Origin of the sequence: Ruegeria sp. HKCCE4148 (assembly GCF_017872495.1) — a bacterium.
Lineage (GTDB): Bacteria > Pseudomonadota > Alphaproteobacteria > Rhodobacterales > Rhodobacteraceae > Ruegeria.
This window is the reverse complement of record NZ_JAEDOS010000001.1, coordinates 213,382-235,481: the sequence shown is the minus strand read 5'-3', so window position 1 is coordinate 235,481 and position 22,100 is coordinate 213,382. Positions and strand designations below refer to the sequence as shown.

The window sequence follows — 22,100 nt, the reverse complement described above, 5'->3', positions numbered from 1 at the left end:
AATGCCCGGGTGGCTGTCGTGCCTAGGCCGTCGCGTCTGCTGCTTGCACTGGTCGGTGCCCTCTATTTGACGGCGCTGGCACGGGATGGCGTTGACCAATGGGTCGGCGCCACCGTTTTACCACCTGTTCTGGCCGAAACCTCGGTTGAGATACGAGATCGGAACGGAGACCTCCTGCGTGCGTTCCCGGTTGAGGATGGCATCTGGAGACTGCAGCCAGGCACAGTCGATCCAAATTTCACCTCCATGCTGATCCGGTACGAGGATAAGCGGTTTCGGAGTCACCACGGTGTGGACCTGATAGCGATGCTGCGGGCAGCAGGGCAAAGCCTGTGGAATGGGCGTAAGGTATCGGGTGGGTCTACGCTGACCATGCAGGTCGCGCGGCTGATTGAGGACGGGCCGACGGGACGTTGGAGCGGTAAAATCCGTCAGGTTAGGGTCGCATTGGCGTTGGAGCGGCAACTGACCAAACAGCAAATCCTAAGCCTCTATCTGACACATGCGCCTTACGGCGGTAATCTGGAAGGTATCCGCGCCGGCACCCGTGCGTGGTTTGGCAAAGAGGCAGCCCGGTTGACCCCGGCGCAAGCAGCGCTGTTGGTTGCTCTGCCGCAATCTCCAGAGGCTCGACGCCCGGATCGCCAGCTACACGCAGCCCGAGAAGCACGTGACCGGGTTCTGCGCAGGCTTGAACGTCATGGCGTCCTGACAGCCGCTGAAACACGCGCAGCTCTGACGGAGCCCCTGCCGGATCGGATGAAACCATTTCCGCGCCTGGCACCGCATCTGACCGATCGTGTAAAGCGGCAAACACCCGAAACAAGCGCCTTTGATCTAACCCTTGATGCCGGGTTACAGGCCCGGTTGGAAGCTATAGTCATGCAGGCCGCCACGCGCGCCGGACCACGCGTGTCTGGCGCTCTGATCGTGGCCGATCATCGCAGTGGCGAGGTTCTGGCCTCAGTCGGGTCCGCCGGGTATCAGGATGCCCGACAGGGGTTTGTGGATATGACACAAGCACTGCGGTCGCCTGGATCGACCCTGAAACCTCTGGTTTACGGGCTGGCCTTCGATCAGGGACTGGCCCATCCCGAAACTCTGATCAGCGACAGCCCCGTAATGTTTGGCCGCTACGCCCCGCGCAATTTTGATGGGGCATTCCGTGGCGATGTCCGGGTACGGGACGCCCTGCAATTGTCGCTCAACATTCCGGTCGTGCGTCTGACAAACGCGCTGGGGCCAGCGCGTATCATGGTGGCATTACGCTTGGCCGGATCAGAACCGCGCCTGAACGGTGGCACGCCCGGCTTGGCGATCTCATTGGGCGGTGTGGGGTTAAGTCTGCACGACCTTGTACAAATCTACGCCGCTCTGGCAGGCGGTGGACAAGGCCCGATTCTGCACCACGATGCCTTGGGGGATACGCTGCAAACCCCGCGCGTTATGTCAGAAACCTCTGCCTGGCAGGTTGCCGACATTCTGGCCGGGCTTTCACCACCCGCAGGCGGCGCGACAGGGGCGCTGGCCTACAAAACCGGCACATCTTATGGTCACCGAGATGCCTGGGCCATCGGCTTTGACGGTCAGCACGTCATTGGGGTCTGGTTAGGTCGTGCAGATGGAACGCCCGTTCCCGGCGCGTTCGGAGGCGATCTTGCCGCGCCGCTTCTGGCCGAAGCCTTCAGCCTGCTGAAACCCGCGCTTACCCCGCTGCGCCCGCCGCCGCCCTCGACCTTGTTGGTGGGCGCTGCGCAATTGCCCCAACCCTTGCAACGTTTCCGACCTCGCACGGCGGCTTTCCAAAATGATCACTCCGCTCCGAATCTGCTATTTCCGCCTGAAAGCGCCGTGTTAGAGACACTTGGAGCACCCCTAACGGTCAAACTACGCGGGGGTGTCGCGCCATTTTCAGTGCTGGCGGATGGCGTGCCCGTGCTGACCGGACAGCGGCAACGAGAGTTCGAAATCCCCAATCCGGGGGCCGGTTTCACCTCGCTTGTTGTGGTGGATTCGCAGGGCCAATCGGACCGGGCCGCAATCAGGATTGATTAGCGCCGCCCCTCGCGCAGCCAACCGCCCAGCAGGAACCCTCCTGCCAGTAGCAAAACCAGCCAAGGGGGCAGCAGACCGGCCTGCGTAACATCCCGCGTCTCGTAGGCATCGCGCGGGGTCAGACCGATCCAGCCCCGACCAGCCGCAGGACGCCCTGCGCGTACGTTGCGGATTGATGGCAAACCGTCTTCCAAACGGATCACGCCACCCCGCATACTAGCCAAGGTCGGTTCCAAAACATCATCGGTTGCGATGGTGCGTTCAAACTCTTTCGGTGCGGCGGGGCCAAGGCCAATCACGGCCATATGGTCGCCTTCCTGCAACCGGTACAGACCGATCTCAGGCCCATAGTATTGTGCTTCGAACCGGCCCGGAGAGACCTCTTGCAAAGTGATCTCTAGTGTCTCACCGTTTGGACGCGTTACCGTAACCGGCCCGACCTCGTCTTCCAGCGTCTGGCGAATGATGCGCATGGATTGACCGTTCGCCTCGGCCCATAACGCTTCTTCCTCCAGTTCGGGTTCCTTCATCATCCAATGAGCCAACCTGCGCAGCAGCTCCAGCTGCGGACCGCCACCTTCAAAGCCGCGACTCCACAACCAAGCGTGGTCGGATGCCAGCATCGCAACGCGCCCCTCGCCAACACGGTCCAGAACCAGCAGTGGCCGTTCTTCGATGCCAGTCATCAGAACCTCGCCCGAGCGGTGGTTCACGTCGATCTGGCGCAACCAAGCCCCCCAATCCTCGGAATCGCCCAGATTGGTTGTTACCGGATGCCGTTGCCCCAAGTCGCTGACCATCGGCACATACCGTTCCTCGAACACCCGTGCCGAAGGCTGCGCCGGCAAGATCGGTGCTAAAGGAGATCGGAAGATACTGTCGGCACTGGCGAAATCGGGACCAGCGGCGATCAGAACCGCGCCCCCGTCATTGATGTAACTTGTGACATTGTCCAGATAGATCGCAGGTAAGATGCCACGCCGCTTGTAGCGGTCGAAGATGATCAGATCGAAATCGTTGATCTTTTCCAGAAACAGTTCACGCGTTGGAAAGGCGATCAAGGACAGCTCATCGACAGGCACGCCATCCTGTTTCTCAGGCGGGCGCAGAATGGTGAAATGCACCAAATCGACCGAACTGTCGGATTTCAACAGGTTACGCCATGTGCGCCCACCGGGGTGCGGTTCGCCCGAGACCAGCAAAACACGCAGACGATCCCGAACGCCATTCATCTGGATCAGCGCAGTGTTGTTGCGATCAGTTAATTCACCCTCGGCCTGCGGAACAGAGAACTGGATAACGTTGCGCCCGCCATGGGGCAGCGTGATGGGCAGTTCTACATCACGACCAATGGGAACACTGAACTGCTCCGGCGCGCCGCCATCGACCGAAATCTCTAGTGGCGCAGTCGCCGCGCCCGCAGGTGCCGCACCACTGTCTTCCACCCGAAGGGTCAATGTGACCGGCTCGCCAATAATGGCAAAGGCCGGCGCATTGCGGACGATAAGCCTGCGATCCCAATCACTTTCGCGCCCGGTTTGCAGAAGGTGCATCGGTGCAGGCAGGTCCGGGGCCTGATCGACATCGTGCACAATCCCGTCCGACACCACCAGAATGCCAGCGATCCGAGCGCGGGGTTCTTCGGCCAATGCCTCATTCAGAGCCGCCATGATCTGCGTGCCCTCATCCCCATCCCCGTCGCCAACCTGAATGCGGCGCAGTTCCGTGTTGTTGCGCGCCTCAATCTCAGCAGCAAGTGCCTCGGCTGCCTGTGCAGTTTGTTCAGCCCTGTCCGTAAGCGTCTGGCTGGCGCTTTCATCCTCGATCATCAGGACGATATCTGTCAGCGGTGCGCGATCTTCGATCTGATAGACCGGGCCGGACAGAGCCGCCAGAACCACCAAAGCCGCCAAACCCCGCAGCGCCCAACCCGACAAGCCACGCCACAGGGCCAACACAACCCCAGCCACGGCAATCGCACCCACAGCGGCCAAAATAGGCCAAGGGATCAGTGGGTCGAATATGACGGTTCCGGTCATTGTCCTAACCTGTCCAGAAGGGCGGGCACGTGGACCTGATCGGATTTGTAATTCCCGGTCAGCACATGCATTACCAAATTGACACCAAAACGATTGGCCAACTCGCGCTGACGTTCCCCGGCATAGCCGCGCCCGACAGGCAGCAGGGCCTGCCCATTGCGATCCACAGCCCAGGCCCCAGCCCAATCATTACCGCCGATAACCACCGGAGTCACATTGTCGTTCAGGTTGCGGAACGGCATCCCTTCGATCTGTTCCGCGTCCAGTGGCGCAGCTTCCACCCAGACTTCCGTGCCAGAATAACGGCCCGGGAAATCCTGCAACAGATAGAACGTTCTGGTCAGGACGTGATCACGTGGAATCGGCTCTAACGCAGGGATATTCAGCGGTGCAGCCAGTTGCTGCAACTTGCGGCCATTCGGGCTGGACGCGCCGAAGCCAGCGATATCCGCGTCACGTGTGTCGAACAGGATCATCCCACCCGAGCGCAAATAGGCGTTCAGTTTCGCATAGGCTTCGGCGGAAGGTTGAGGCTGGCTCGGGGAAATCGGCCAGTAGAGCAGCGGGAAGAATGCGAGCTCATCACGTTCAAGGTCCACACCTATGGGGTCGGCCGGTTCGACGGAGGTGCGATAAAACAAGGTTTGCGCCAATCCTCGCAGACCGGCCTGCGCAATCTCGTCCACCTGCGCGTCGCCAGTCAGCACATGGGCTAAGACAAGTTCATGCGTCGCTGCCAAGGCGAACTCAGTGTCCTCCGGCGTCTGCGCCTGAACCTCGGGCACCAGCAGAAACGCCGCCAGAACCCCAGCAGCAGCACGCGCCAAGCCCAATCGGCCAGACAAAGCCAGCGACGCAACCACGTCGATTGTGAGCAAGATCAAAGCAAGGCTAAGCAGCAGACCCGACAGCGGCGTTTCAGTGCTGGCCTCTTGCCCCTTGATCGGCACATTGGCAGGCCAGACCACCGGACGAAGTTCAGTATCCTCGGAAACAACGTTCAGCGCCAGTTTCTGTTTGCCACTTTCATATAGACCCGGACGCAAATCCGGCCCGATCTGTCCCGAAATCAACTGCACACCGTCCACACCAGCCAAAGTGCCAGCGTCTGACAATGTGCCAAACCCGTCCATGATCTGCACTGGCTCCCACGTGGTGCCTTGCAACTGCGCCTCTTGCCGAGACTTCGCAGCAGAGGCCACGGCCAGACGATCCAGCATTTCGACAAACAGACCCGAAAGCGGCAGGCTGGACCATTCCGCATCGGCGGTCACGTGGAACAGCACCACCTGCCCCAATCCCAGCGCTTTGCGCGTCACCAAAGGTGTTCCATCTGACAGCGAAGCAATCACGCGATCCGCAAGATTAGGGTCTGGTTGGGCCATTACCTGAGTCGAAACAACCACATCGCCTGGGATGTCCAAACCATAGAACGGTGAATTCTCGGGGAACGGAGCCAAGGTCTTGGCCTCACCCCAGCTCATCGCTCCACCGACAGATCGCCCGCCGCTGCGCAGCCGCGCGGGCAACAGGGTGTCTTCGGTATCCCGCCCCAGATCGCTGGCTGCCATGCGCGGACCGGCAAACCGCAGCAGCAGGCCGCCCTGTTCGACCCATTCGATCAGACCGGTCTCTTCCGCATCCGACATCTGCGCGACATCCGACAGAACGATCACATCTGGGTTCGCAGGCAGAACCTCAAGCAGACCCCCATCGACAAAATCCGCCGTGGGGATCAGAACCTGTGTCAGATAATGTAGGGGCGACAACAGCTCCAGCCCTTCACGGTTCAGGGTTCCGGCAATCAGCGCAACCTCGCGACGACGCAAGCTGTCATCGGTCAGAGTCACAGTCCCGGCGGATCTTTGGCCCTGAATTTCGAAACGCGTGATGCGCGCGCGCAATTCCGACGGCAGTGCCAGTTCGATCTGCGCCGTGGTTTCCCCGGCATCTAAGGTCAGGTCTACCGAATGCAGCACCCGCGCCGTGCCTGCCGGATCACGCCCCTGCGCCAGAACCGTCACCCGCTCTTCCGGGCCGGGTCCCGCGCGTTGCACGGTCAGTTGGATAAGACCGTCTTGGTAGGCCGCGGGCTGGATCGCAATGGGCCTGGATGCCGCCTGATACACCGTCACATCACCACGTGCCTGCACGGCAGAAACCAAACTGGTATGCTGGGTATAGTCCAAACGGTCGCTAAACCAGTGAGTGTCAAAGCCGCCATCAACTGCATCCAAAGCGGCAATGGCTTGCGAAATCTGATCTGCAGTCGGTTGCCAAGGGTTCGGAGTCAGACCAGGAAGACGCCCACGCCATGCTTCCGCCGCTTGAAAAACAGGTGTTTCCGGCTCGGTCAAACGTATTATGGCAACCGTGCGACCCGCGCGTCCGGCCTCGGTCAGTTGCGTGTCAAGCTGATCCAGCGTGGCCGACCAGCGCGTGGCACCGGCCCAACTGGCATCCAGCACCAGTAGAAGCGGCCCTGTGCCAGTCTCATCACGCGAGGGGTTCAGAACTGGCCCGGCCAGGCCGATGATGATGGCTGCCGCCGCAAGCATCCGAAGCAGCAACAGCCACCATGGCGTACGGTCGGAAACACTTTCGTCATCCTTCAGCCCCAACAACAGCGTAACCGCCGGGAACATCCGGCGGATCGGTGCGGGCGGTACAGCGCGCAGAATCAGCCACAGTATCGGCAGGGTTAGAAGACCCAGCAAAACCCATGGCGCGGTAAAGCCTATGCCCGCAAGAACCGTCATCGCGTGCCCCCATCCAAAGCTCGATAAAGCCACAATAGAGCCGCTTGTGCACTATCACCCGTATGATGCAGGCCCAGTTGCCAGCCGGTTGCACGGCACAACTGCGTCAGGGCATCCTTGCGGCGCGCAAGACGTGCCAAATAGCGGTCCCGCAACTCAGCCGCCTTGAGGGTTTCGTGCCGGACAGATCCTCCGACGCTTTCGAAAATGGTGCGCCCGCGATAGGGAAATGTCTCTTCGCCCGGATCAAGTACTTGCAGCACCACACCGCGCACGCCACGGTCAGCCGCTTTGGTCAGGGCCAATTCAACTTCGTCCATGGGGCCAAGGAAATCCGAGATAAACACGGCGCGGGCATGAGGAATCATGGCACGGTGTTCAGGCGGGGCGTAATCCGTTTGATCATCTTCAGACCAGGCTTGCGCCAAACGGATGATCTGCGCGTTGCCGCGCCGGGGCGGCAAGGTTGTACCTGTAAGACCGACACGTTCACCGCCACGTACCAGCAGGATCGAGGTTGCCAGCCCCAACAGCCGGGCGCGATCCGCCTTTGTCGGCAGCGATTTGTCAGACGCGAACCGCATGGAAGCACCCTGATCGACCCAGAGCATCACCGATTGCGCGATCTGCCATTCGCGCTCGCGCACAAACTGCTGATCCCCCCGCGCTGAACGGCGGTGGTCGATCATCCGGCGGCTATCCCCGATTTGCGCGGGGCGGTATTGCCAGAAATCATCGCCCATACCCGAGCGCCTACGCCCGTGATCGCCCAACAGGACGGTCCCGGCCAAATGCTCGGCCCGCGCCAAAAGCGGCGGCAGCCGGGACGCTTCGGCCTCGGATCTTTCGCGAAGGGTCAGCGCAGCATTCACGCCGCAGCCTCGGTGCGGATCAGACCGGCAGCCGTCGAGTCAATCAGCTCGGCAAGGCTGTCACCGCGCGCCCGCGCCGCAAAGTTCAACGCCATCCGGTGGCTCAGCACCGGGCGCGCCATGTCCAGAACATCCTCGGCATTCGGAGCCAACCGCCCCTGAAGCATCGCACGCGCGCGAACTGTCATCATAAGCGCCTGCGCCGCGCGAGGACCGGGGCCCCAAGCCACGGTTTCTGAAACGCGTTCGGACGCGCCTGCTTCTTCGGGGCGGAACGCGCGAACCAGATCAAGGATCAGTTCGACCACCGATTCACCCACCGGCATCCGGCGCAGCAGGACTTGGGCCGCCAACAGGTCTTCCTTGCTGAAAATCTGGTGCGCGTCTTCCTCTTCCACACCCGTCGTGGCCAGCAGAATATCACGTTCGGTCTGCCGATCCGGGTATTCGACGTCGATTTGAACCAGAAAACGGTCCAACTGCGCCTCGGGCAGCGGATAGGTCCCTTCCTGTTCGATCGGGTTTTGCGTGGCCAATACGTGGAAAGGCGTCCCAAGCGAGCGGTCTTCGCCTGCCACAGTTACCGTGCGTTCCTGCATCGCTTGCAGCAAAGCCGACTGAGTTCGCGGGCTGGCGCGGTTGATTTCGTCAGCCATCAGCAGCTGGCAAAAGATCGGGCCAGAGATAAAACGGAAATGCCGTGAACCGTCATCGGCAGTATCCAGAACCTCGGACCCAAGAATATCTGCGGGCATCAGGTCGGGCGTGAACTGAATGCGGTTGCCGTTCAAGCCCATCACGGTCGAAAGCGTTTCGACCAACCGCGTTTTTCCCAGCCCCGGCAAACCGATCAGCAGGGCATGACCACCGCATAACAGCGCGGTCAGAGTCAGATCCACGACCCTTTCCTGCCCGATGAAGCGGCGGGTGATCGAGGCCTTGGCCTCTTGCAGCTTGTTTTCCAGCGCTTCGATCTCGGCTACGAGGTCGGCAGGTTCGGTCATGACTTTCCCTTCCGTGGACTAATATGATTGAAGTGTATCGCGCTACGAGGAAATGGCAAAAGCAATGAGCGGACAAAAACCTGTGAAACCGTCGCCGGATGGTCTGGCTGCATCAGTCAAAGCGGCCAAAACCAAGGGTTTACCGCCCGTTCACCTTTGGAATCCCCCGTTTTGCGGCGATCTGGACATCCATATCGCAAAAGATGGCACCTGGAGTTATTTAGGCTCGCCTATCAACCGTTTCGAGCTGGTGAAGCTATTTTCCTCAATTCTTAAGAAAGAAGATGGGAAATACTACCTCGTCACACCGGTCGAGAAGGTGGGAATCACTGTTGAAGACGCCCCATTTGTCGCCGTGGATTTTGATCGTGAAGGCGAAGGCGAGCAGCAAAACCTGACCTTTACAACTCATGTAGGCGATCATGCTGTTGCAGGTTCAGATCATCCGATCCGGATCGTTATTGACCCGGTGACAAGCGAACCTTCACCCTACATCATGATCCGTTCCGATCTTGAAGCACGCATAGATCGCAAAAGTTTCTACCGCCTGGTCGAGATTGGCACCCACCATGACGGCTGGTTTGGCGTTTGGTCAGGCCAGGAATTCTTTGGGCTGATCCCGTCAACCGACCTTGGCTGATCCTCGGGACTGTCGAGGCGCACGATCCTGCGCCAAAACAACGGCCACAGCAACAACACCCGCGCCCAGCGCGCGGGTCCAGTTCCAGTCATCCCCCAGCATCAGCATGATCAGCATCACGTAGAACGGTGCGATGTTGATGTGGAACGACGCCAATGCAACGCCCAGTTTACCAACCGAAGCGATGAACAGAACCTGGCTGAGCCCCATGGCAATCAGTGCATAGATCACAAGCATCCCAACTTGCTGCGCATCAACTGACGTACGCGGCATCACGTCCATACCCATTTGCGCAGAAACAAAACACAGAGCACTGGCCATCAGCAATCCGCCGGTAAACGTGATCGTTGTGCGGCCGATCTGGCTGAGCTCGGGAAAGTCCCGTGCCGTCGCCATGCTGGCCCAGCAATACAGACCGGTTGAAGCGATTGCGCAGACCGCGCCCAGCCCCAGTTGTGCCGGTGAACCGGCGCTTGTTGCTATCAATCCACCTACAATCGACACCAAGACACCAAGGGCAAAGTTCCACTTTAAACGGCGCGTGCCAGCGGCATGTTCCAGCAATGTTGCCGCCAGCGGAGCGCAGGACGCAATGATTGCAACGGTAACGGGATCTGTCAGTTTCTGTGCAAGGATCAACAGGAACATACCGATCCCGAAACCGAAACCGCCGATGATCATTGCCCGACCCCATTTGGCCCTCAGTACGCGGCTGGGCCCGTCCAGAATGAACCAAAGCGGCAACATCACAGCCACGGCCATTGCCAGACGCGCAGCCAGCTGTGCGACAGGTGGCCAGCTTTGCAACAGGACCTCAGCGGCAGGGAAACCCGCAGCCCACGTCATCATCGAAGCCACTGCCAGACCATTCCCGGACAGGACCGAGTTACGGCCAGCAGGCAAAGAAACTGCCGCCCCGCGCACGGGTTCAGGGCTCATGGCCATGAGTTTAGACCTTTTTGTTGGTTCAGCGTGAAAAATGATTCGCTGCTACAGCCCGACTGTCCCTGATCCTTTGTCCATGATCTGGCCGATTTTCGACAACTTGTCGTTTTCAGTCCCTTCCCCGGAAACCACTCGACGGTTAGGGTCGAGCTGTCACTACCGAAGATCTCTCATGCCCAGATTTGCCTCCAACCTGTCGTTGCTCTTTACCGAACTGCCTTATCTCGACCGGTTTCAGGCCGCTGCTGATGCGGGATTCACTGCTGTTGAAATCCTGTTCCCCTATGACATAGCCGCTAAAGAAACCCGCCGCGCCTTGCTGGCCAACGGGTTGGAATTCATACTGATCAACGCCCCACCCCCTAATTACACGGGCGGCCAACCCGGTTTCGCCGCGGTCCCGGGGGGCGAGGCCCGGTTTCAGTCGGATATCCGCCGCGTTCTGCGTTATGCGGACATGCTGCGCCCCGGATTCATTCACATCATGTCAGGGTACGCCTCGGGGTTGGACGCTCTGTCGTGTTTTGTTCAAAATCTGCAATGGGCCGCTGATGCTGCGCCTCAACAGCAGTTCACGATTGAACCGCTCAACTCGGTGTCGCAGCCTGAATACTTCCTGAACGACTACGATCTGGCAGCTGAGGTTCTGGATCGTGTTAATCGCCCGAATGTCGGCCTGCAATATGACAGCTTTCATGCTCACATGATCCACGGCGACGCGCAGGCCGTTTGGGATCGATTTCATCGCAGAGTGGCCCATGCCCAGATCGGCGCTGCCCCGGATCGGTCTGAACCGGGTCGGGGACCCACGGATTTCCAAAGCTTGTTTTCGGCTATGCATGCCGCGGGATATACGGGTTGGGTCAGTGCCGAATACACACCTTCGACATCGAAAACCTCCGACAGCCTTGATTGGATGCAGCCCTAGCACTGGCATTTCACAGGCAAATGCTGCAGATCAAAGGCAATACGACCTTCAGGATGCCCGCCATGATTCCAGCCCGCTATGCCCGCGCCGTATTCAGCCTGATCATGTCCGGCCTCATGTCCTGCATCGTCACAGGGATCGCAACAGTGAAAGCCATTGGTTTCGGCCCCAGCACATTCGGAGATTGGTTGGCATCCTGGGCTTTTTGTTGGCCGATAGCCTTCACCGTAATTCTTCTGTTTGGCCCAACCGTGCAACGCATGGTGAACCGCATGGTCAGGCCACAAGACTGACCCGCGACGAAGAGGGTTCGCCGGGCCGGATGAGGCGCGTCGCTAGTGCGCCTCGGCCCAATTCGCGCCTTGCCCGGCATCCACACTCAGCTTGACGTCCAGCTTGATTGCCGGATCCGAGGCACCCTCCATCACGTCGCGTGCCACGCCGATCACCTGATCCACTGAATCTTCCGCCACTTCGAACAGCAATTCGTCATGCACCTGCAACAGCATTTTGGCCGGCAGGCCGTTGATCGCCTCCGGCATCCGCACCATGGCCCGTCGGATCACGTCTGCCGCCGTACCCTGAATGGGCGCGTTGATCGCCGCCCGCTTTGAGAACCCGGCATGAGGTCCCTTGGCGTTAATCTCGGGCGTGTGAATCTTGCGCCCGAACAGGGTCTGGACATAGCCATGTTCTTTGGCAAAGGCGACGGTGTCATCCATATAGGCTCTAATGCCCGGGAAACGCTCAAAGTATCGGTCGATGAAGCCCTGCGCCTCGGCCCGAGGGATGCGCAGGTTCCGCGCCAGACCAAAACCTGAGATGCCGTAGATCACACCAAAGTTGATCGCCTTGGCCTGACGGCGAATATCGGGGGTCATCTCATCCAGCGGCACGTCGAACATCTCGGATGCCGTCATGGCGTGAATGTCCAGCCCGTCCGAGAATGCCTGTTTCAATGCCGAAATATCCGCAATATGCGCCAGAATCCGCAATTCGATCTGACTGTAGTCGAGGCTGACCATGACATTACCCGGCTCGGCGATAAACGCCTCACGAATGCGTCGCCCTTCCTCGGTCCGCACCGGGATGTTCTGAAGGTTCGGATCGGTCGAGGCCAAACGTCCGGTATTCGCCCCGGTGATGGAATAAGACGTGTGCACCCGCCCGGTATCCGGGTTGATATGGGTCTGCAGCGCGTCCGTGTAGGTCGATTTCAGCTTGGACAGCTGCCGCCAATCCAGCACCCGGCGCGGTAGTTCGTGTTCAGTCGCAAGATCTTCCAGAATGTCCGCCCCGGTCGAATATTTCCCGGTCTTCCCCTTCTTTCCGCCCTCAAGACCCATCTTGTCGAACAGAATCTCACCCAACTGCGCAGGTGATCCAACGTTGAAAGTCTCACCCGCCAGCTCGTGAATTTCAGCCTCTAACCCGGCCATTTTCTGCGCGAATGCGTTGGACATGCGGCTGAGCACATCGCGGTCCACCTTGATGCCATGCATCTCCATCTCGGCCAAGACAGGCACCAAGGGGCGTTCCAGCGTCTCATAGACGGTCGTCACTTGGACCTGATGCAGTTGAGGCTTGAACAGCTGCCAAAGACGCAAGGTGATATCCGCATCTTCGGCGGCATAGGCCGTGGCCTCATCAATTGGAACCTTGTCGAAGGTGATTGCGGATTTGCCCGAACCCAGCAGCGGCTTGATCGGGATTGGCGTGTGGCTCAGGTAGCGCTCGGACAGAGTGTCCATCCCATGCCCATGCTCGCCGCCATGCATCGCATAAGACATCAACATCGTGTCATCGATCGGCGCAACTTTGATCCCATGGCGCGCAAAGATCTTGGCATCGTATTTCATATTCTGCCCGATCTTGAGGATCGACGGATCCTCAAGCATCGGTTTCAGCTGGGTTAGAGCCTGATCCAGTGGCATCTGCCCCTCGGCCAATGCATCCGAGCCGAACAAATCGTCCGCCGCACCGTCCCGATGGGTCAGGGGGATATAGCAAGCCTCACCAGCCTCAACACATAGCGAGACGCCGACCAGATCGGCGATCATTTCATTCAGACCAGTGGTTTCGGTATCGACAGCGACCCAACCGCGTTCATAAGCCTGATCGATCCACTTTTGCATGGCCTTGGCGTCGCGCACACACTCGTATTTCGACGCATCAAACGGAATAAGCGCTACCTCTGGTTCTTCAGCCGCAGGGGCAGGCGCGTCAACAATCACCGGAGCTTCGGCCCCCAGCTTATCTGCGATCCGCTTGGTGAGAGTGCGAAACTCCATCTCGGCCAGGAACCCCAGAAGGGTTTCGGCATCGGGGTCCTTTACTTCAAGATCGTCGAGGGTGAAGTCCAGCGGCGTGTTTTCGTCCAATTGCACCAGCTTTTTGGACAGCTCGATCTGGTCTCGTTTTTCCATCAGCGTCTGGCGGCGCTTTGGCTGTTTGATCTCTTCCGCGCGATCCAACAAGGTTTCCAGATCGCCATATTCATTGATCAGCAGGGCCGCCGTTTTCACGCCAATCCCAGGGGCACCCGGCACATTGTCCACCGAATCCCCGGCCAAAGCCTGCACATCGACCACCCGTTCAGGGCCAACACCGAATTTTTCGATAACCCCATCCCGGTCGATGCGCTTGTTCTTCATCGCATCCAGCATCTCAACGCCGTCGCCGACCAATTGCATCAGGTCCTTGTCGGAACTGACGATGGTCACACGGCCTCCGGCCTCACGCGCCTGAACGGCCAGCGTGGCGATGATGTCGTCAGCCTCGTACCCTTCAAGCTCTTTGCAGGCGATGTTGAAAGCCTTTGTCGCCTCGCGCGTCAGGGGCATCTGTGGACGCAAGTCTTCGGGCATCGCCTCGCGGTTGGCCTTGTACAGATCGTAGAGATCATTCCGGAACGTGTGCGAACCTTTGTCGAAGATCACCGCGACATGGGTTGGAGCATCTGGTCCGGCGTTTCCCTCGACATATTTCTGCAGCATGTTGCAGAAGCCCGAGACCGCCCCGATCGGTAATCCGTCGGATTTTCGAGTCAGCGGAGGCAGCGCATGATAAGCCCTGAAAATAAAGGCCGATCCGTCGATCAGATGCAGATGACACCCTTTTCCGAAATTGCTCATGCGCGCTCTCCCTGTCGGTCAGTGATGGTTCTGCCACAGGGGCAGGCGGGTGACCAGTCAGGAACGTGCGTTACCCACCAAAGAGACCGCTGAAAACGTCCGAGAAACTGTTCAGCAGCGCCATGATCACCAGAACTCCGAGGAAGGCGAAGAAAGCGAAGGCGAAGAACTGGAACAGGATTGCGCCGATGCCGACTGCGACACCCGCAATAGCCGGACGCATCCGTTCATGACGCAAAATGCCAATCACCGAGACGACAATTGCCAGCCCGCCCAGCATCGCCACGCCAATTTGAAGGTAATCGTCCAGGTCGCGGGTTTGGGCCACGGGTGCAGGCTGCTCCAGCCCGGCTGCGGCGCGCAGGGTGGATTTGCCAAGCTCTGCCGCCAGTTCACCCAATGAAACGCCGGTGGACTGTTGCGGCGCGAAAGGACCGGCCCAGAACACAAACAACGCGGCGAACAAAGCCATTGCCGCAAGGAAAAACCCGATCCAACCAAAAACCGGGTTGGCCGTGTCAGTGGCAGTCATGTCGGTCATCACACTCACCTATGATGGTTGCACCAACGCACTACCATGAAAATCGCGGCGAGATTTGGGCGAAACCCGGTTAGGGGGCAATCAGCCCTGCTCTGTGCCCTTCAGAACATATTTGCAGTCGCAATAGGGGCACTCGACCCAGCCGGTATCTTCGGGGATTTGCAGCCACACGCGCGGATGCCCCAACGCACCTTCACCGCCATCACAGGCAACACGGGTGGTTTCGACGATCTTGGTTTCCGGCGCTTCGATGGTCACGGCTGGCGATCCTTCTTCGGTTGTCGGCCTCGCGGGCATGTACTAGGTGCGTTTATGAGCGATGAGCAAACCGGGGGCAAGAGCCACATGAGCGATGCCGCAATCAGGATCAAAGGGCTGCGCAAAACCTATCGCGGCGGCAAGGGCCAGCCCGAGAAACACGCGCTGAAAGGCATTGATCTGACCGTTCCGCGCGGGTCGGTTTTTGGGCTGTTGGGGCCGAACGGGGCAGGAAAATCGACACTCATCAACATTCTCGCCGGGCTGGTTGTGAAATCCTCGGGCCATGTATCTATTTGGGGATTCGATCAGGATCAGAACCCGCGCCAGTCGCGTTCCGCCATTGGCGTGATGCCGCAAGAGCTGAACCTGGATCCGTTCTTTTCCCCACGTGGAGCGTTGGAGGTTCAGGCCGGGCTTTATGGCGTGCCAAAGGCGCAGCGCCGCAGCGATGAGATTCTGGAACTGGTGGGTCTCAGCGCCAAGGCCGAGGCGTATGCCCGCACGCTGTCGGGCGGGATGCGGCGGCGGCTTTTGCTGGCCAAGGCGCTGGTGCATCACCCGAAGATTCTGGTGTTGGATGAACCCACGGCAGGTGTGGATATTGAACTGCGTCAGATGCTCTGGACCAATGTGCGCAAACTGAATGAACAGGGCATGACCATCATCCTGACCACGCATTATCTGGAAGAAGCGCAAGAGATGTGCGACGAGATCGCCATCATCAACCATGGCGAAAAGATCGCACAGGACAGCACCGCCAACTTGCTGGGTCGGATGGACAGCCGGACGATGGTGATCGTTCCGGACAACCCTGTGACGAAACTGCCTGCAACAGAAGGGGTCGAAGCCGCGCTGCGCGACGATGGCAGCCTTGTGCTGCAATATCAGGGCAATCAAACCAGCGCCGAGCAGGTGCTGGAAGCCGTCCGTGCCGTGGGTATCCGTATTCGTGACGTGCGTACCGAGGAAGCCGATCTTGAGGATGTGTTCCTTGCACTGACTTCGTCGCGCGCCGAGGAACCTGCAGACGATCAGGACCAGCCGCGCCGGGGAATGCACCGCGTTAAGCTTTAGGCGCGGTCGATCCGCGCCTGATAGCAGTTGTTTCTGGCCGAGCGGACATGGATATAAGCGATATCCGGTGTAGCAAAGATGCCCTTCACCGCTGCGCCGATCTGCTCCATGGGCGTGATCGCCCCGGTGCCATAGACGATCCTGTCATCCGCACCATAGCCCTTGATCAAATAGTCAGGAGAGGTGGTCAGAATCTCGGGCATCTCTTCCCCCTCATGCCGCTCGCACGGTTTAGCACACAGAAAGATCGGGCCGGTTTCCGCATACGGATGCGTCTCTAAAAAGGGGCGATGGGCCAATATCAGCATCTCTTCGCCTTCGGGAATGTTCTGCAGGCAGTGGCGGCATGGATTGCCTGCACCAGTCGAAACGGCGTGTTCGGGCGTTGCGCCATAAGCATCCGGACCACCGGCCTGAAGGGCGCGTACCTCGTTGGTGGGTAATGCAGTAATTTTGAACATATCGGGCCTCCTTTTTTGCCGACCCTGCCGATCTGATCGATCTCAAGCGACCCGTTTCCTGCGCAAAGGACTCGAAAAAGAACAAAACGTGAATATAATAGTGAATCGCCATGTATGCCGAGCTGTCGATCACATCGAACTTCACCTTCCTCACCGGGGCCTCGCACCCCGAGGAGTATATGGAGCGTGCCGTCACCCTGGGCCTGCCCGCTATTGCGATTGCCGATGACAACTCGGTCGCCGGGATTGTCCGCGCCCACACCCAGGCGCGCGAGATTGCCCGCAAGGTCCGCGAACGGCTGGAGTGGGAAGCGCAGAGCACCTCCATCGGCCCACCCTGCCCTGACCACATCCCCAAACCGCCCTCGTATCCGATTCACGCAGTGCCGCGCCTGATCCCAGCCGCGCGGCTGATCTTTACCGACGCACCTACCGTCACCGCCTTGCCGCTGAACCGACAGGGTTGGGGCAACCTATGCCGTATCCTGTCCACTGGCCGCCTGCGTGCCGAGAAAGGCGACTGCATCCTGCACCTGTCCGACCTTTTGGAGTTTTCCGACGGCCTCCACCTGCTGCTCTGGCCACAAGCGGACCGATCCCAAGGCGGCGCGAGCGCATGGAGGACACACGCGCAACAACTGACGCGCCGCTTTGCCGGGCGGATAAACCTGTTGATGCACCCTCGATACGATGGCGCAGACAGCGCATATTTCTCTTTGTTAGAGACTGAATCAAAGCAACTGGGCATCCCCACACTCGCCAGTGCCACACCGATGATGCATCACGGGGCCCGTCGTAAGCTGGCCGACGTTCTGACCGCCATCCGCCTGCGCCGTAAGGTGGATGATCTGGGCCGCGAGGCATTGGCCAATGGCGAACAGCGCCTGCGCTCCGAGACCGAGATGTTGCGCATCTTTAAAGGTCACGAGGGCGCTGTTGCCCGCGCCCATGAGCTGAGCGAGCAACTCACATTCTCGCTCGACGAGCTGCGCTATGAATATCCCAGCGAGGGCAGCGAACAGGAAACTCCGACCCAACGCCTGCACCGTTTGGCACATGAGGGGTTGAAATGGCGCTATCCGGCAGGCGCGTCAGAGAAAGCTCAGAAGATGTTGGCCCATGAGCTCGCCCTGATCGGCAAACTGAAATATGAACCCTATTTCCTTACCGTCCGCGACATCGTCCATTTCGCCCGATCACGGGGCATCCTGTGCCAGGGGCGCGGCTCGGCGGCCAATTCGGTGGTCTGTTTCTGCCTCGGCATCACCGAAGTCAGCCCCGAGATGGGTACGATGGTGTTCGAACGCTTTGTCTCTGAGGCGCGCGATGAACCGCCCGACATTGACGTGGATTTTGAACACGAACGCCGCGAAGAGGTGATCCAGCACATCTATGATCGTTATGGCCGCGAACGCGCGGGGCTGTGCGCCACGGTCGTGCATTACCGCGGCAAGCGCGCCATCCGCGAGGTGGGCCGCGTCATGGGGCTGACCGAAGACACGATCTCGGCGCTGTCCTCGCAGCTTTGGGGTTTCTTCTCGACCGCCGGGCTCGAAGCACACAGGATGCGCGAGATCGGCCTCGACCCCGAGGACCGTCGCCTGAAACAGACTCTAATGCTGGTGTATGAGATTGACGGCTTCCCCCGTCATCTATCCCAGCACGTCGGCGGCTTTATCATCACCGAGAGGCGTTTGGACGAACTTGTTCCCATCGAGAACGCCACGATGGAAGACCGCACGGTCATCTGCTGGGACAAGGATGACATCGACTCTCTTGGCATCCTCAAGGTCGATGTTCTCAGCCTCGGGATGCTCACCTGCATCCGCAAGGCATTCGATCTGATCGGTCAACACCATCAGACCAGCTATACACTAGCAACCCTGCCGCCCGAGGATCCGGTGATTTATGACATGCTGTGCAAAGCCGACAGTATCGGCGTGTTTCAGGTGGAATCACGTGCGCAGATGAACTTCCTGCCCCGGATGCGGCCACGCAATTTCTATGATCTGGTGATCGAGGTCGCCATCATCCGCCCCGGCCCCATTCAGGGCGACATGGTTCACCCCTATATCCGCCGCCGGAACGGAGAGGAGGAGGTCAGCTTCCCCTCGGACGAACTGGGTGAGGTGCTGGGTAAAACGCTGGGCGTACCGCTGTTTCAGGAACAGGCGATGCAGATCGCCATTGTGGGTGCGGGTTTCACCCCGGAACAGGCCGATCGGCTGCGACGGTCGCTTGCAACCTTCAAAAAGCATGGCAATGTCAGCGAATTTCGCGCGCTATTCCTGCGCGGAATGAAGCGCAACGGGTATGATGACGAGTTTGCCGAGCGCTGCTTTTCACAGATCGAAGGGTTTGGGTCCTATGGCTTCCCTGAAAGCCATGCGGCCAGCTTTGCCTTGCTGGTCTATGCCTCGGCCTGGATAAAATGCCACCATCCCGGGATTTTCGCCTGCGCGCTGCTGAACTCACAGCCCATGGGGTTCTATGCGCCCGCCCAGATCGTACGCGATGCGCGCGAACATGGGGTGCAGGTGCGCCCGGTCTGCATCAATGCCAGCTTCTGGGACAATGTGATGGAGCCTGACGGCCATGGTGGGCTGGCCCTGCGGTTGGGGTTCCGTCAGATCAAAGGCCTCAGCGAGGAAGACGCCAGCTGGCTGACCGCTGCGCGCGGCAACGGCTACCATCAGGTCGACGATGTGTGGCGTCGCGCGGGTCTGGGGCCGTCAGTGATCGAACGCCTGGCCGAGGCCGATGCCTTTGCTGCCTGCGACCTGACACGACGCGAGGCCTTGTGGCAGGCCAAGGCGATTGCGACCGCCAAGCCCTTGCCTCTGTTCTCGCAAGATCTGGAAGGTGAGGCGCTGGACGAGCCCGAAGCCTATCTGCCGCAAATGACATTGGGTGAGCAGGTGGTCGAAGATTACGTCGCCACCCGTCTTAGCCTGCGGGCGCATCCGGTGGCCTTGCTACGGCATATCCTGACGCCCGAGCCGCGCGACAAAACCACGCCTGTTGCATGACGGTTGAAGGGGATATTGCTCCGAGACAGAGTCGAATTTGGTGACCTCATGTCCAGACCCACCCTGCCGCCGCGCTTTCCGGCGACACCCCACCAGATCAATGCGCAGGTTCACGCCTTCTATGCCCGCGTACGAGAAGACGCTGTGCTGGGTCCGGTCTTTGCCAACCATGTCACCGACTGGCCCGCGCACGAGGACAAGATCGCCGCGTTCTGGCGCAACGCCATCTTGTTTGAACGCAGCTACGACGGCAATCCACAGCGGGTCCATATAGAACGGCCCGATGTGAAACCCGAGATGTTTGCCCACTGGCTGGACCTGTTCGAAGAGGTTGCAACCCAGACCTTGCCGCCCGAAACCGCAGTCCCTTGGGTCGCGCTGGCCCGACGTATCGGCGTGGGGATGAAGGCTGGCGTGCAATCGGCCCGTCAACCCAAAGACGCGCCACCGATCCTGCGTTGATCCCTCTGCATGGCGGCTTTGTCATGTTAGCGGTAAAATAGGGACTATGCGGACCGCAAAAATGGGGTTACTCAGGGGCAAGACAGCCCCTTTGCGCTGCGACGGCACAGTGCCACCACACCGACATCGCCCGAGGCCATATCGATGAGCACTCAAAACACCACCCTCAGGGGCCTTGGTTTCGCGTTTGCGGGATTCGCGGTCTTTGCCAGCCACGACGCGCTGATCAAGGTGCTGGGCGGGACGTATTCGGTGATGCAGATCATTTTCTTCGCCACGCTGTTTTCCTTTGTACCGATGGCGGTGACGATCCTGACCGACCGGACCACGGGCAACTTCCTGCCGCACCATCCCTGGCTGGTGCTGCTGCGCTCGGCCCTGATGGTCACATCCATGGTCTGCGCCTTCTATTCGTTTTCGGTGCTGCCACTGGCCGAGGTCTATTCGCTGCTGTTTGCTTTCCCCCTGTTCGTTACGGTTCTGTCGATCCCCATATTGGGGGAGGTCGTCCGCGCCCAACGCTGGGCCGCCGTCGTCGTTGGTCTTATCGGCGTTCTGATCGTCCTGCGCCCCGGCACGACGGACATCACCCTCGGTCACCTTACCGCCCTGACAGCTGCGTTTTGCAGCGCGTTTGGCTCTGTTCTGGTGCGAAAGATCGGGAATGAGGAACGTTCGGCCGTGCTCATCCTCTATCCGATGCTTCTAGCCATCGTGGTGATGAGCCTTGCGCAACCTGCCGTCTATCAGCCGCCCTCGCTGCTGCATCTGGCTATGATGGCGCTGGTTGGCGTGTTCTCGGTCATCGCCCAGCATTTGATCATCCTCGCCTACCGTGCCGCGCCTGCAGGGGTCGTGGCCCCCAGCCAATACAGTCAGATCATTTGGGCCACACTGTTTGGCATGATCTTCTTTGGTGAACGCCCGGACGGCTGGGTCGCGGTCGGGGCCAGTGTCATCATTGCATCGGGTGTGTTCGTGGTGTGGCGCGAGAGCCGGGCCAATACTTCGTCGGTCAACACGCCAGTATTGCGAGTGCGGTCTCCGCGGTCGGATACGGGAGCAACGAGGCCGGGGGGCTGAAGCAAGGCTTCAACTGTCCTTACACCTGATCTTGAGACCCCCGTTGATATCACCTTCTTCAAAGCGGCCAATGGCGCGGACCAAATCGCCTAGCCTTTTGTGGCCGTAAGTGCGAGAGTCGAAATCCGGATACATCTTACCAAGTTGGTTACCCACAAAGGAAAGACTGGCCCACCCGTCCGCCTCGTTTGTGTTCAACACAACATTCCGGATCAATTGATACGCATGGTTCAATCCATGTTTCGATTTTGCGTCTTTGTTTTCTTTTGAAGTATTTGCTCCGCACTCCGGCTTGTGGATGTTTTCAATGTAGATAAACCTGTTGCAAGCATTCACGAACGCTTTGGGAGCCTTTCGTTCTTCACCAATGCCGAATACCTTCAACCCCTGCTCGCGGATGCGGCTGGCCAAGCGGGTAAAGTCACTATCGGATGATACCAACACAAACCCACTGAACCGACTGCTGTGCAAGATATCCATAGCATCAATGACCAAGGCAATATCGCTGGAGTTCTTTTTGGACGCATTGGCAAATTGCTGTTGGGGAACAATTGCGTATTCCGCCAATGATCCAGAGCTCCATCCCTGCGGCGACCCGTTCGAAAAATCTCCGTAGATCCGCCTTAGGCTTGCCTCGCCCAAAGTGGCGATTTCTTCAAAAATCTCCGGCGCGTGTTTTGCCGGTACATTCTCTGCATCAATAAGGACCGCCAAGCGATCCATGCCTGCTGTTGTCACTGTAATTCCTCAAAACAAAACTAATTCGCATTGCGGAATGTAGTAACAAAAAAGGGCGAGCAAAAGCCCGCCCTT

General features: G+C 59.2%; 18 protein-coding genes. 8 read left to right on the top strand and 10 right to left on the bottom strand.

All coding sequences use genetic code 11. The features are described from left to right. Positions 1 to 36 precede the first annotated feature (36 nt). Positions 37 to 2,055, top strand: a complete 2,019-nt coding sequence (gene pbpC / locus I9187_RS01145; RefSeq protein WP_171178847.1) for a penicillin-binding protein 1C — start codon at positions 37 to 39, stop codon at positions 2,053 to 2,055. Here the strand turns inward: pbpC and I9187_RS01140 are convergent. From I9187_RS01140 to I9187_RS01125, 4 genes are read right to left on the bottom strand one after another with little or no spacing between them, the layout of a single operon-like run. Then, on the bottom strand, positions 2,052 to 4,094 hold the full coding sequence (locus tag I9187_RS01140; RefSeq protein WP_171178375.1) for a hypothetical protein: 2,043 nt from the start codon (positions 4,092 to 4,094) through the stop codon (positions 2,052 to 2,054). The two genes, pbpC and I9187_RS01140, sit on opposite strands and share 4 nt — an antisense overlap. After that, positions 4,091 to 6,853, bottom strand: coding sequence for a DUF4159 domain-containing protein (locus I9187_RS01135; RefSeq protein ID WP_171178378.1), 2,763 nt, complete (start codon positions 6,851 to 6,853; stop codon positions 4,091 to 4,093). The genes I9187_RS01140 and I9187_RS01135 overlap by 4 nt, the downstream gene beginning before the upstream one ends. After that, the gene (locus tag I9187_RS01130) at positions 6,850 to 7,725 is read right to left on the bottom strand and encodes a DUF58 domain-containing protein (RefSeq protein ID WP_171178380.1); all 876 of its coding nucleotides are present in this window, start codon (positions 7,723 to 7,725) and stop codon (positions 6,850 to 6,852) included. Before I9187_RS01130 ends, I9187_RS01135 begins: the two co-directional genes overlap by 4 nt. Beyond that, positions 7,722 to 8,729 carry a MoxR family ATPase gene (locus tag I9187_RS01125; protein ID WP_171178382.1) on the bottom strand — a complete coding sequence of 336 codons (1,008 nt, stop codon included), beginning with the start codon at positions 8,727 to 8,729 and terminating at the stop codon, positions 7,722 to 7,724. Before I9187_RS01125 ends, I9187_RS01130 begins: the two co-directional genes overlap by 4 nt. A gap of 64 nt (positions 8,730 to 8,793) precedes the next feature. Between I9187_RS01125 and I9187_RS01120 the strand changes: the two genes are divergently transcribed. Beyond that, the gene (locus I9187_RS01120; protein ID WP_245222881.1) at positions 8,794 to 9,369 is read left to right on the top strand and encodes a DUF1285 domain-containing protein; all 576 of its coding nucleotides are present in this window, start codon (positions 8,794 to 8,796) and stop codon (positions 9,367 to 9,369) included. Here I9187_RS01120 and I9187_RS01115 read toward each other — a convergent pair. Then, positions 9,352 to 10,314 (bottom strand): DMT family transporter, encoded by a 963-nt coding sequence (locus I9187_RS01115; RefSeq protein WP_209940038.1) that lies wholly within the window; start codon positions 10,312 to 10,314, stop codon positions 9,352 to 9,354. The genes I9187_RS01120 and I9187_RS01115 overlap by 18 nt on opposite strands. Before the next feature lie 172 nt (positions 10,315 to 10,486). Here I9187_RS01115 and I9187_RS01110 point away from each other — a divergent pair, with 172 nt between their 5' ends. Together I9187_RS01110 and I9187_RS01105 are read left to right on the top strand one after the other, a co-directional pair. Further along, positions 10,487 to 11,242, top strand: coding sequence for a TIM barrel protein (locus I9187_RS01110; RefSeq protein WP_209940037.1), 756 nt, complete (start codon positions 10,487 to 10,489; stop codon positions 11,240 to 11,242). Between the two features lie 62 nt (positions 11,243 to 11,304). Next, positions 11,305 to 11,535, top strand: coding sequence for a DUF2798 domain-containing protein (locus tag I9187_RS01105; protein ID WP_171178849.1), 231 nt, complete (start codon positions 11,305 to 11,307; stop codon positions 11,533 to 11,535). 42 nt (positions 11,536 to 11,577) lie between these two features. Here the strand turns inward: I9187_RS01105 and polA are convergent, their stop codons facing one another. The 3 genes from polA to I9187_RS01090 form a co-directional block, all read right to left on the bottom strand. After that, complete coding sequence (gene polA, locus I9187_RS01100) at positions 11,578 to 14,376, bottom strand: DNA polymerase I (RefSeq protein ID WP_171178390.1); 2,799 nt, start codon at positions 14,374 to 14,376, stop codon at positions 11,578 to 11,580. A gap of 70 nt (positions 14,377 to 14,446) precedes the next feature. Beyond that, positions 14,447 to 14,917 (bottom strand): hypothetical protein, encoded by a 471-nt coding sequence (locus tag I9187_RS01095; protein ID WP_171178392.1) that lies wholly within the window; start codon positions 14,915 to 14,917, stop codon positions 14,447 to 14,449. Between the two features lie 81 nt (positions 14,918 to 14,998). Further along, positions 14,999 to 15,175, bottom strand: coding sequence for a zinc-finger domain-containing protein (locus tag I9187_RS01090; protein ID WP_170533977.1), 177 nt, complete (start codon positions 15,173 to 15,175; stop codon positions 14,999 to 15,001). 87 nt (positions 15,176 to 15,262) lie between these two features. Here I9187_RS01090 and I9187_RS01085 point away from each other — a divergent pair, with 87 nt between their 5' ends. Next, the gene (locus tag I9187_RS01085; protein WP_171178852.1) at positions 15,263 to 16,252 is read left to right on the top strand and encodes an ABC transporter ATP-binding protein; all 990 of its coding nucleotides are present in this window, start codon (positions 15,263 to 15,265) and stop codon (positions 16,250 to 16,252) included. Here I9187_RS01085 and I9187_RS01080 read toward each other — a convergent pair. Then, positions 16,249 to 16,713 carry a DUF1203 domain-containing protein gene (locus I9187_RS01080; protein WP_170785285.1) on the bottom strand — a complete coding sequence of 155 codons (465 nt, stop codon included), beginning with the start codon at positions 16,711 to 16,713 and terminating at the stop codon, positions 16,249 to 16,251. The genes I9187_RS01085 and I9187_RS01080 overlap by 4 nt on opposite strands. Positions 16,714 to 16,823: 110 nt before the next feature. Between I9187_RS01080 and I9187_RS01075 the strand changes: the two genes are divergently transcribed. The 3 genes from I9187_RS01075 (at position 16,824) to I9187_RS01065 (ending at position 21,287) form a co-directional block, all read left to right on the top strand. Further along, positions 16,824 to 19,742 carry an error-prone DNA polymerase gene (locus tag I9187_RS01075; protein ID WP_171178394.1) on the top strand — a complete coding sequence of 973 codons (2,919 nt, stop codon included), beginning with the start codon at positions 16,824 to 16,826 and terminating at the stop codon, positions 19,740 to 19,742. A 48-nt stretch (positions 19,743 to 19,790) separates the two neighbouring features. Further along, entirely contained in the window at positions 19,791 to 20,204 is a 414-nt protein-coding gene (locus I9187_RS01070; RefSeq protein ID WP_171178396.1) for a group III truncated hemoglobin, read from the top strand. A 144-nt stretch (positions 20,205 to 20,348) separates the two neighbouring features. After that, a complete protein-coding gene (locus tag I9187_RS01065; RefSeq protein ID WP_171178398.1) occupies positions 20,349 to 21,287 on the top strand; it encodes a DMT family transporter in 939 nt (312 codons plus the stop codon). Positions 21,288 to 21,296: 9 nt separating this feature from the next. Here the strand turns inward: I9187_RS01065 and I9187_RS01060 are convergent, their stop codons facing one another. After that, positions 21,297 to 22,010, bottom strand: coding sequence for an NYN domain-containing protein (locus tag I9187_RS01060; RefSeq protein WP_171178853.1), 714 nt, complete (start codon positions 22,008 to 22,010; stop codon positions 21,297 to 21,299). Positions 22,011 to 22,100: the final 90 nt, after the last annotated feature.

Excerpts from the sequence above, each read along its gene's own strand:
- I9187_RS01140 (WP_171178375.1), bottom strand. The coding sequence starts at position 4,094 with ATGACCGGAACCGTCATATTCGACCCACTGATCCCTTGGCCTATTTTG.
- I9187_RS01135 (WP_171178378.1), bottom strand. The coding sequence starts at position 6,853 with ATGACGGTTCTTGCGGGCATAGGCTTTACCGCGCCATGGGTTTTGCTG.
- I9187_RS01125 (WP_171178382.1), bottom strand. The coding sequence starts at position 8,729 with ATGACCGAACCTGCCGACCTCGTAGCCGAGATCGAAGCGCTGGAAAAC.
- I9187_RS01120 (WP_245222881.1), top strand. The coding sequence starts at position 8,794 with ATGAGCGGACAAAAACCTGTGAAACCGTCGCCGGATGGTCTGGCTGCA.
- I9187_RS01115 (WP_209940038.1), bottom strand. The coding sequence starts at position 10,314 with ATGGCCATGAGCCCTGAACCCGTGCGCGGGGCGGCAGTTTCTTTGCCT.
- I9187_RS01110 (WP_209940037.1), top strand. The coding sequence starts at position 10,487 with ATGCCCAGATTTGCCTCCAACCTGTCGTTGCTCTTTACCGAACTGCCT.
- I9187_RS01105 (WP_171178849.1), top strand. The coding sequence starts at position 11,305 with ATGATTCCAGCCCGCTATGCCCGCGCCGTATTCAGCCTGATCATGTCC.
- polA (WP_171178390.1), bottom strand. The coding sequence starts at position 14,376 with ATGAGCAATTTCGGAAAAGGGTGTCATCTGCATCTGATCGACGGATCG.
- I9187_RS01095 (WP_171178392.1), bottom strand. The coding sequence starts at position 14,917 with ATGACCGACATGACTGCCACTGACACGGCCAACCCGGTTTTTGGTTGG.
- I9187_RS01085 (WP_171178852.1), top strand. The coding sequence starts at position 15,263 with ATGAGCGATGCCGCAATCAGGATCAAAGGGCTGCGCAAAACCTATCGC.
- I9187_RS01080 (WP_170785285.1), bottom strand. The coding sequence starts at position 16,713 with ATGTTCAAAATTACTGCATTACCCACCAACGAGGTACGCGCCCTTCAG.
- I9187_RS01075 (WP_171178394.1), top strand. The coding sequence starts at position 16,824 with ATGTATGCCGAGCTGTCGATCACATCGAACTTCACCTTCCTCACCGGG.
- I9187_RS01070 (WP_171178396.1), top strand. The coding sequence starts at position 19,791 with ATGTCCAGACCCACCCTGCCGCCGCGCTTTCCGGCGACACCCCACCAG.
- I9187_RS01065 (WP_171178398.1), top strand. The coding sequence starts at position 20,349 with ATGAGCACTCAAAACACCACCCTCAGGGGCCTTGGTTTCGCGTTTGCG.
- I9187_RS01060 (WP_171178853.1), bottom strand. The coding sequence starts at position 22,010 with ATGGATCGCTTGGCGGTCCTTATTGATGCAGAGAATGTACCGGCAAAA.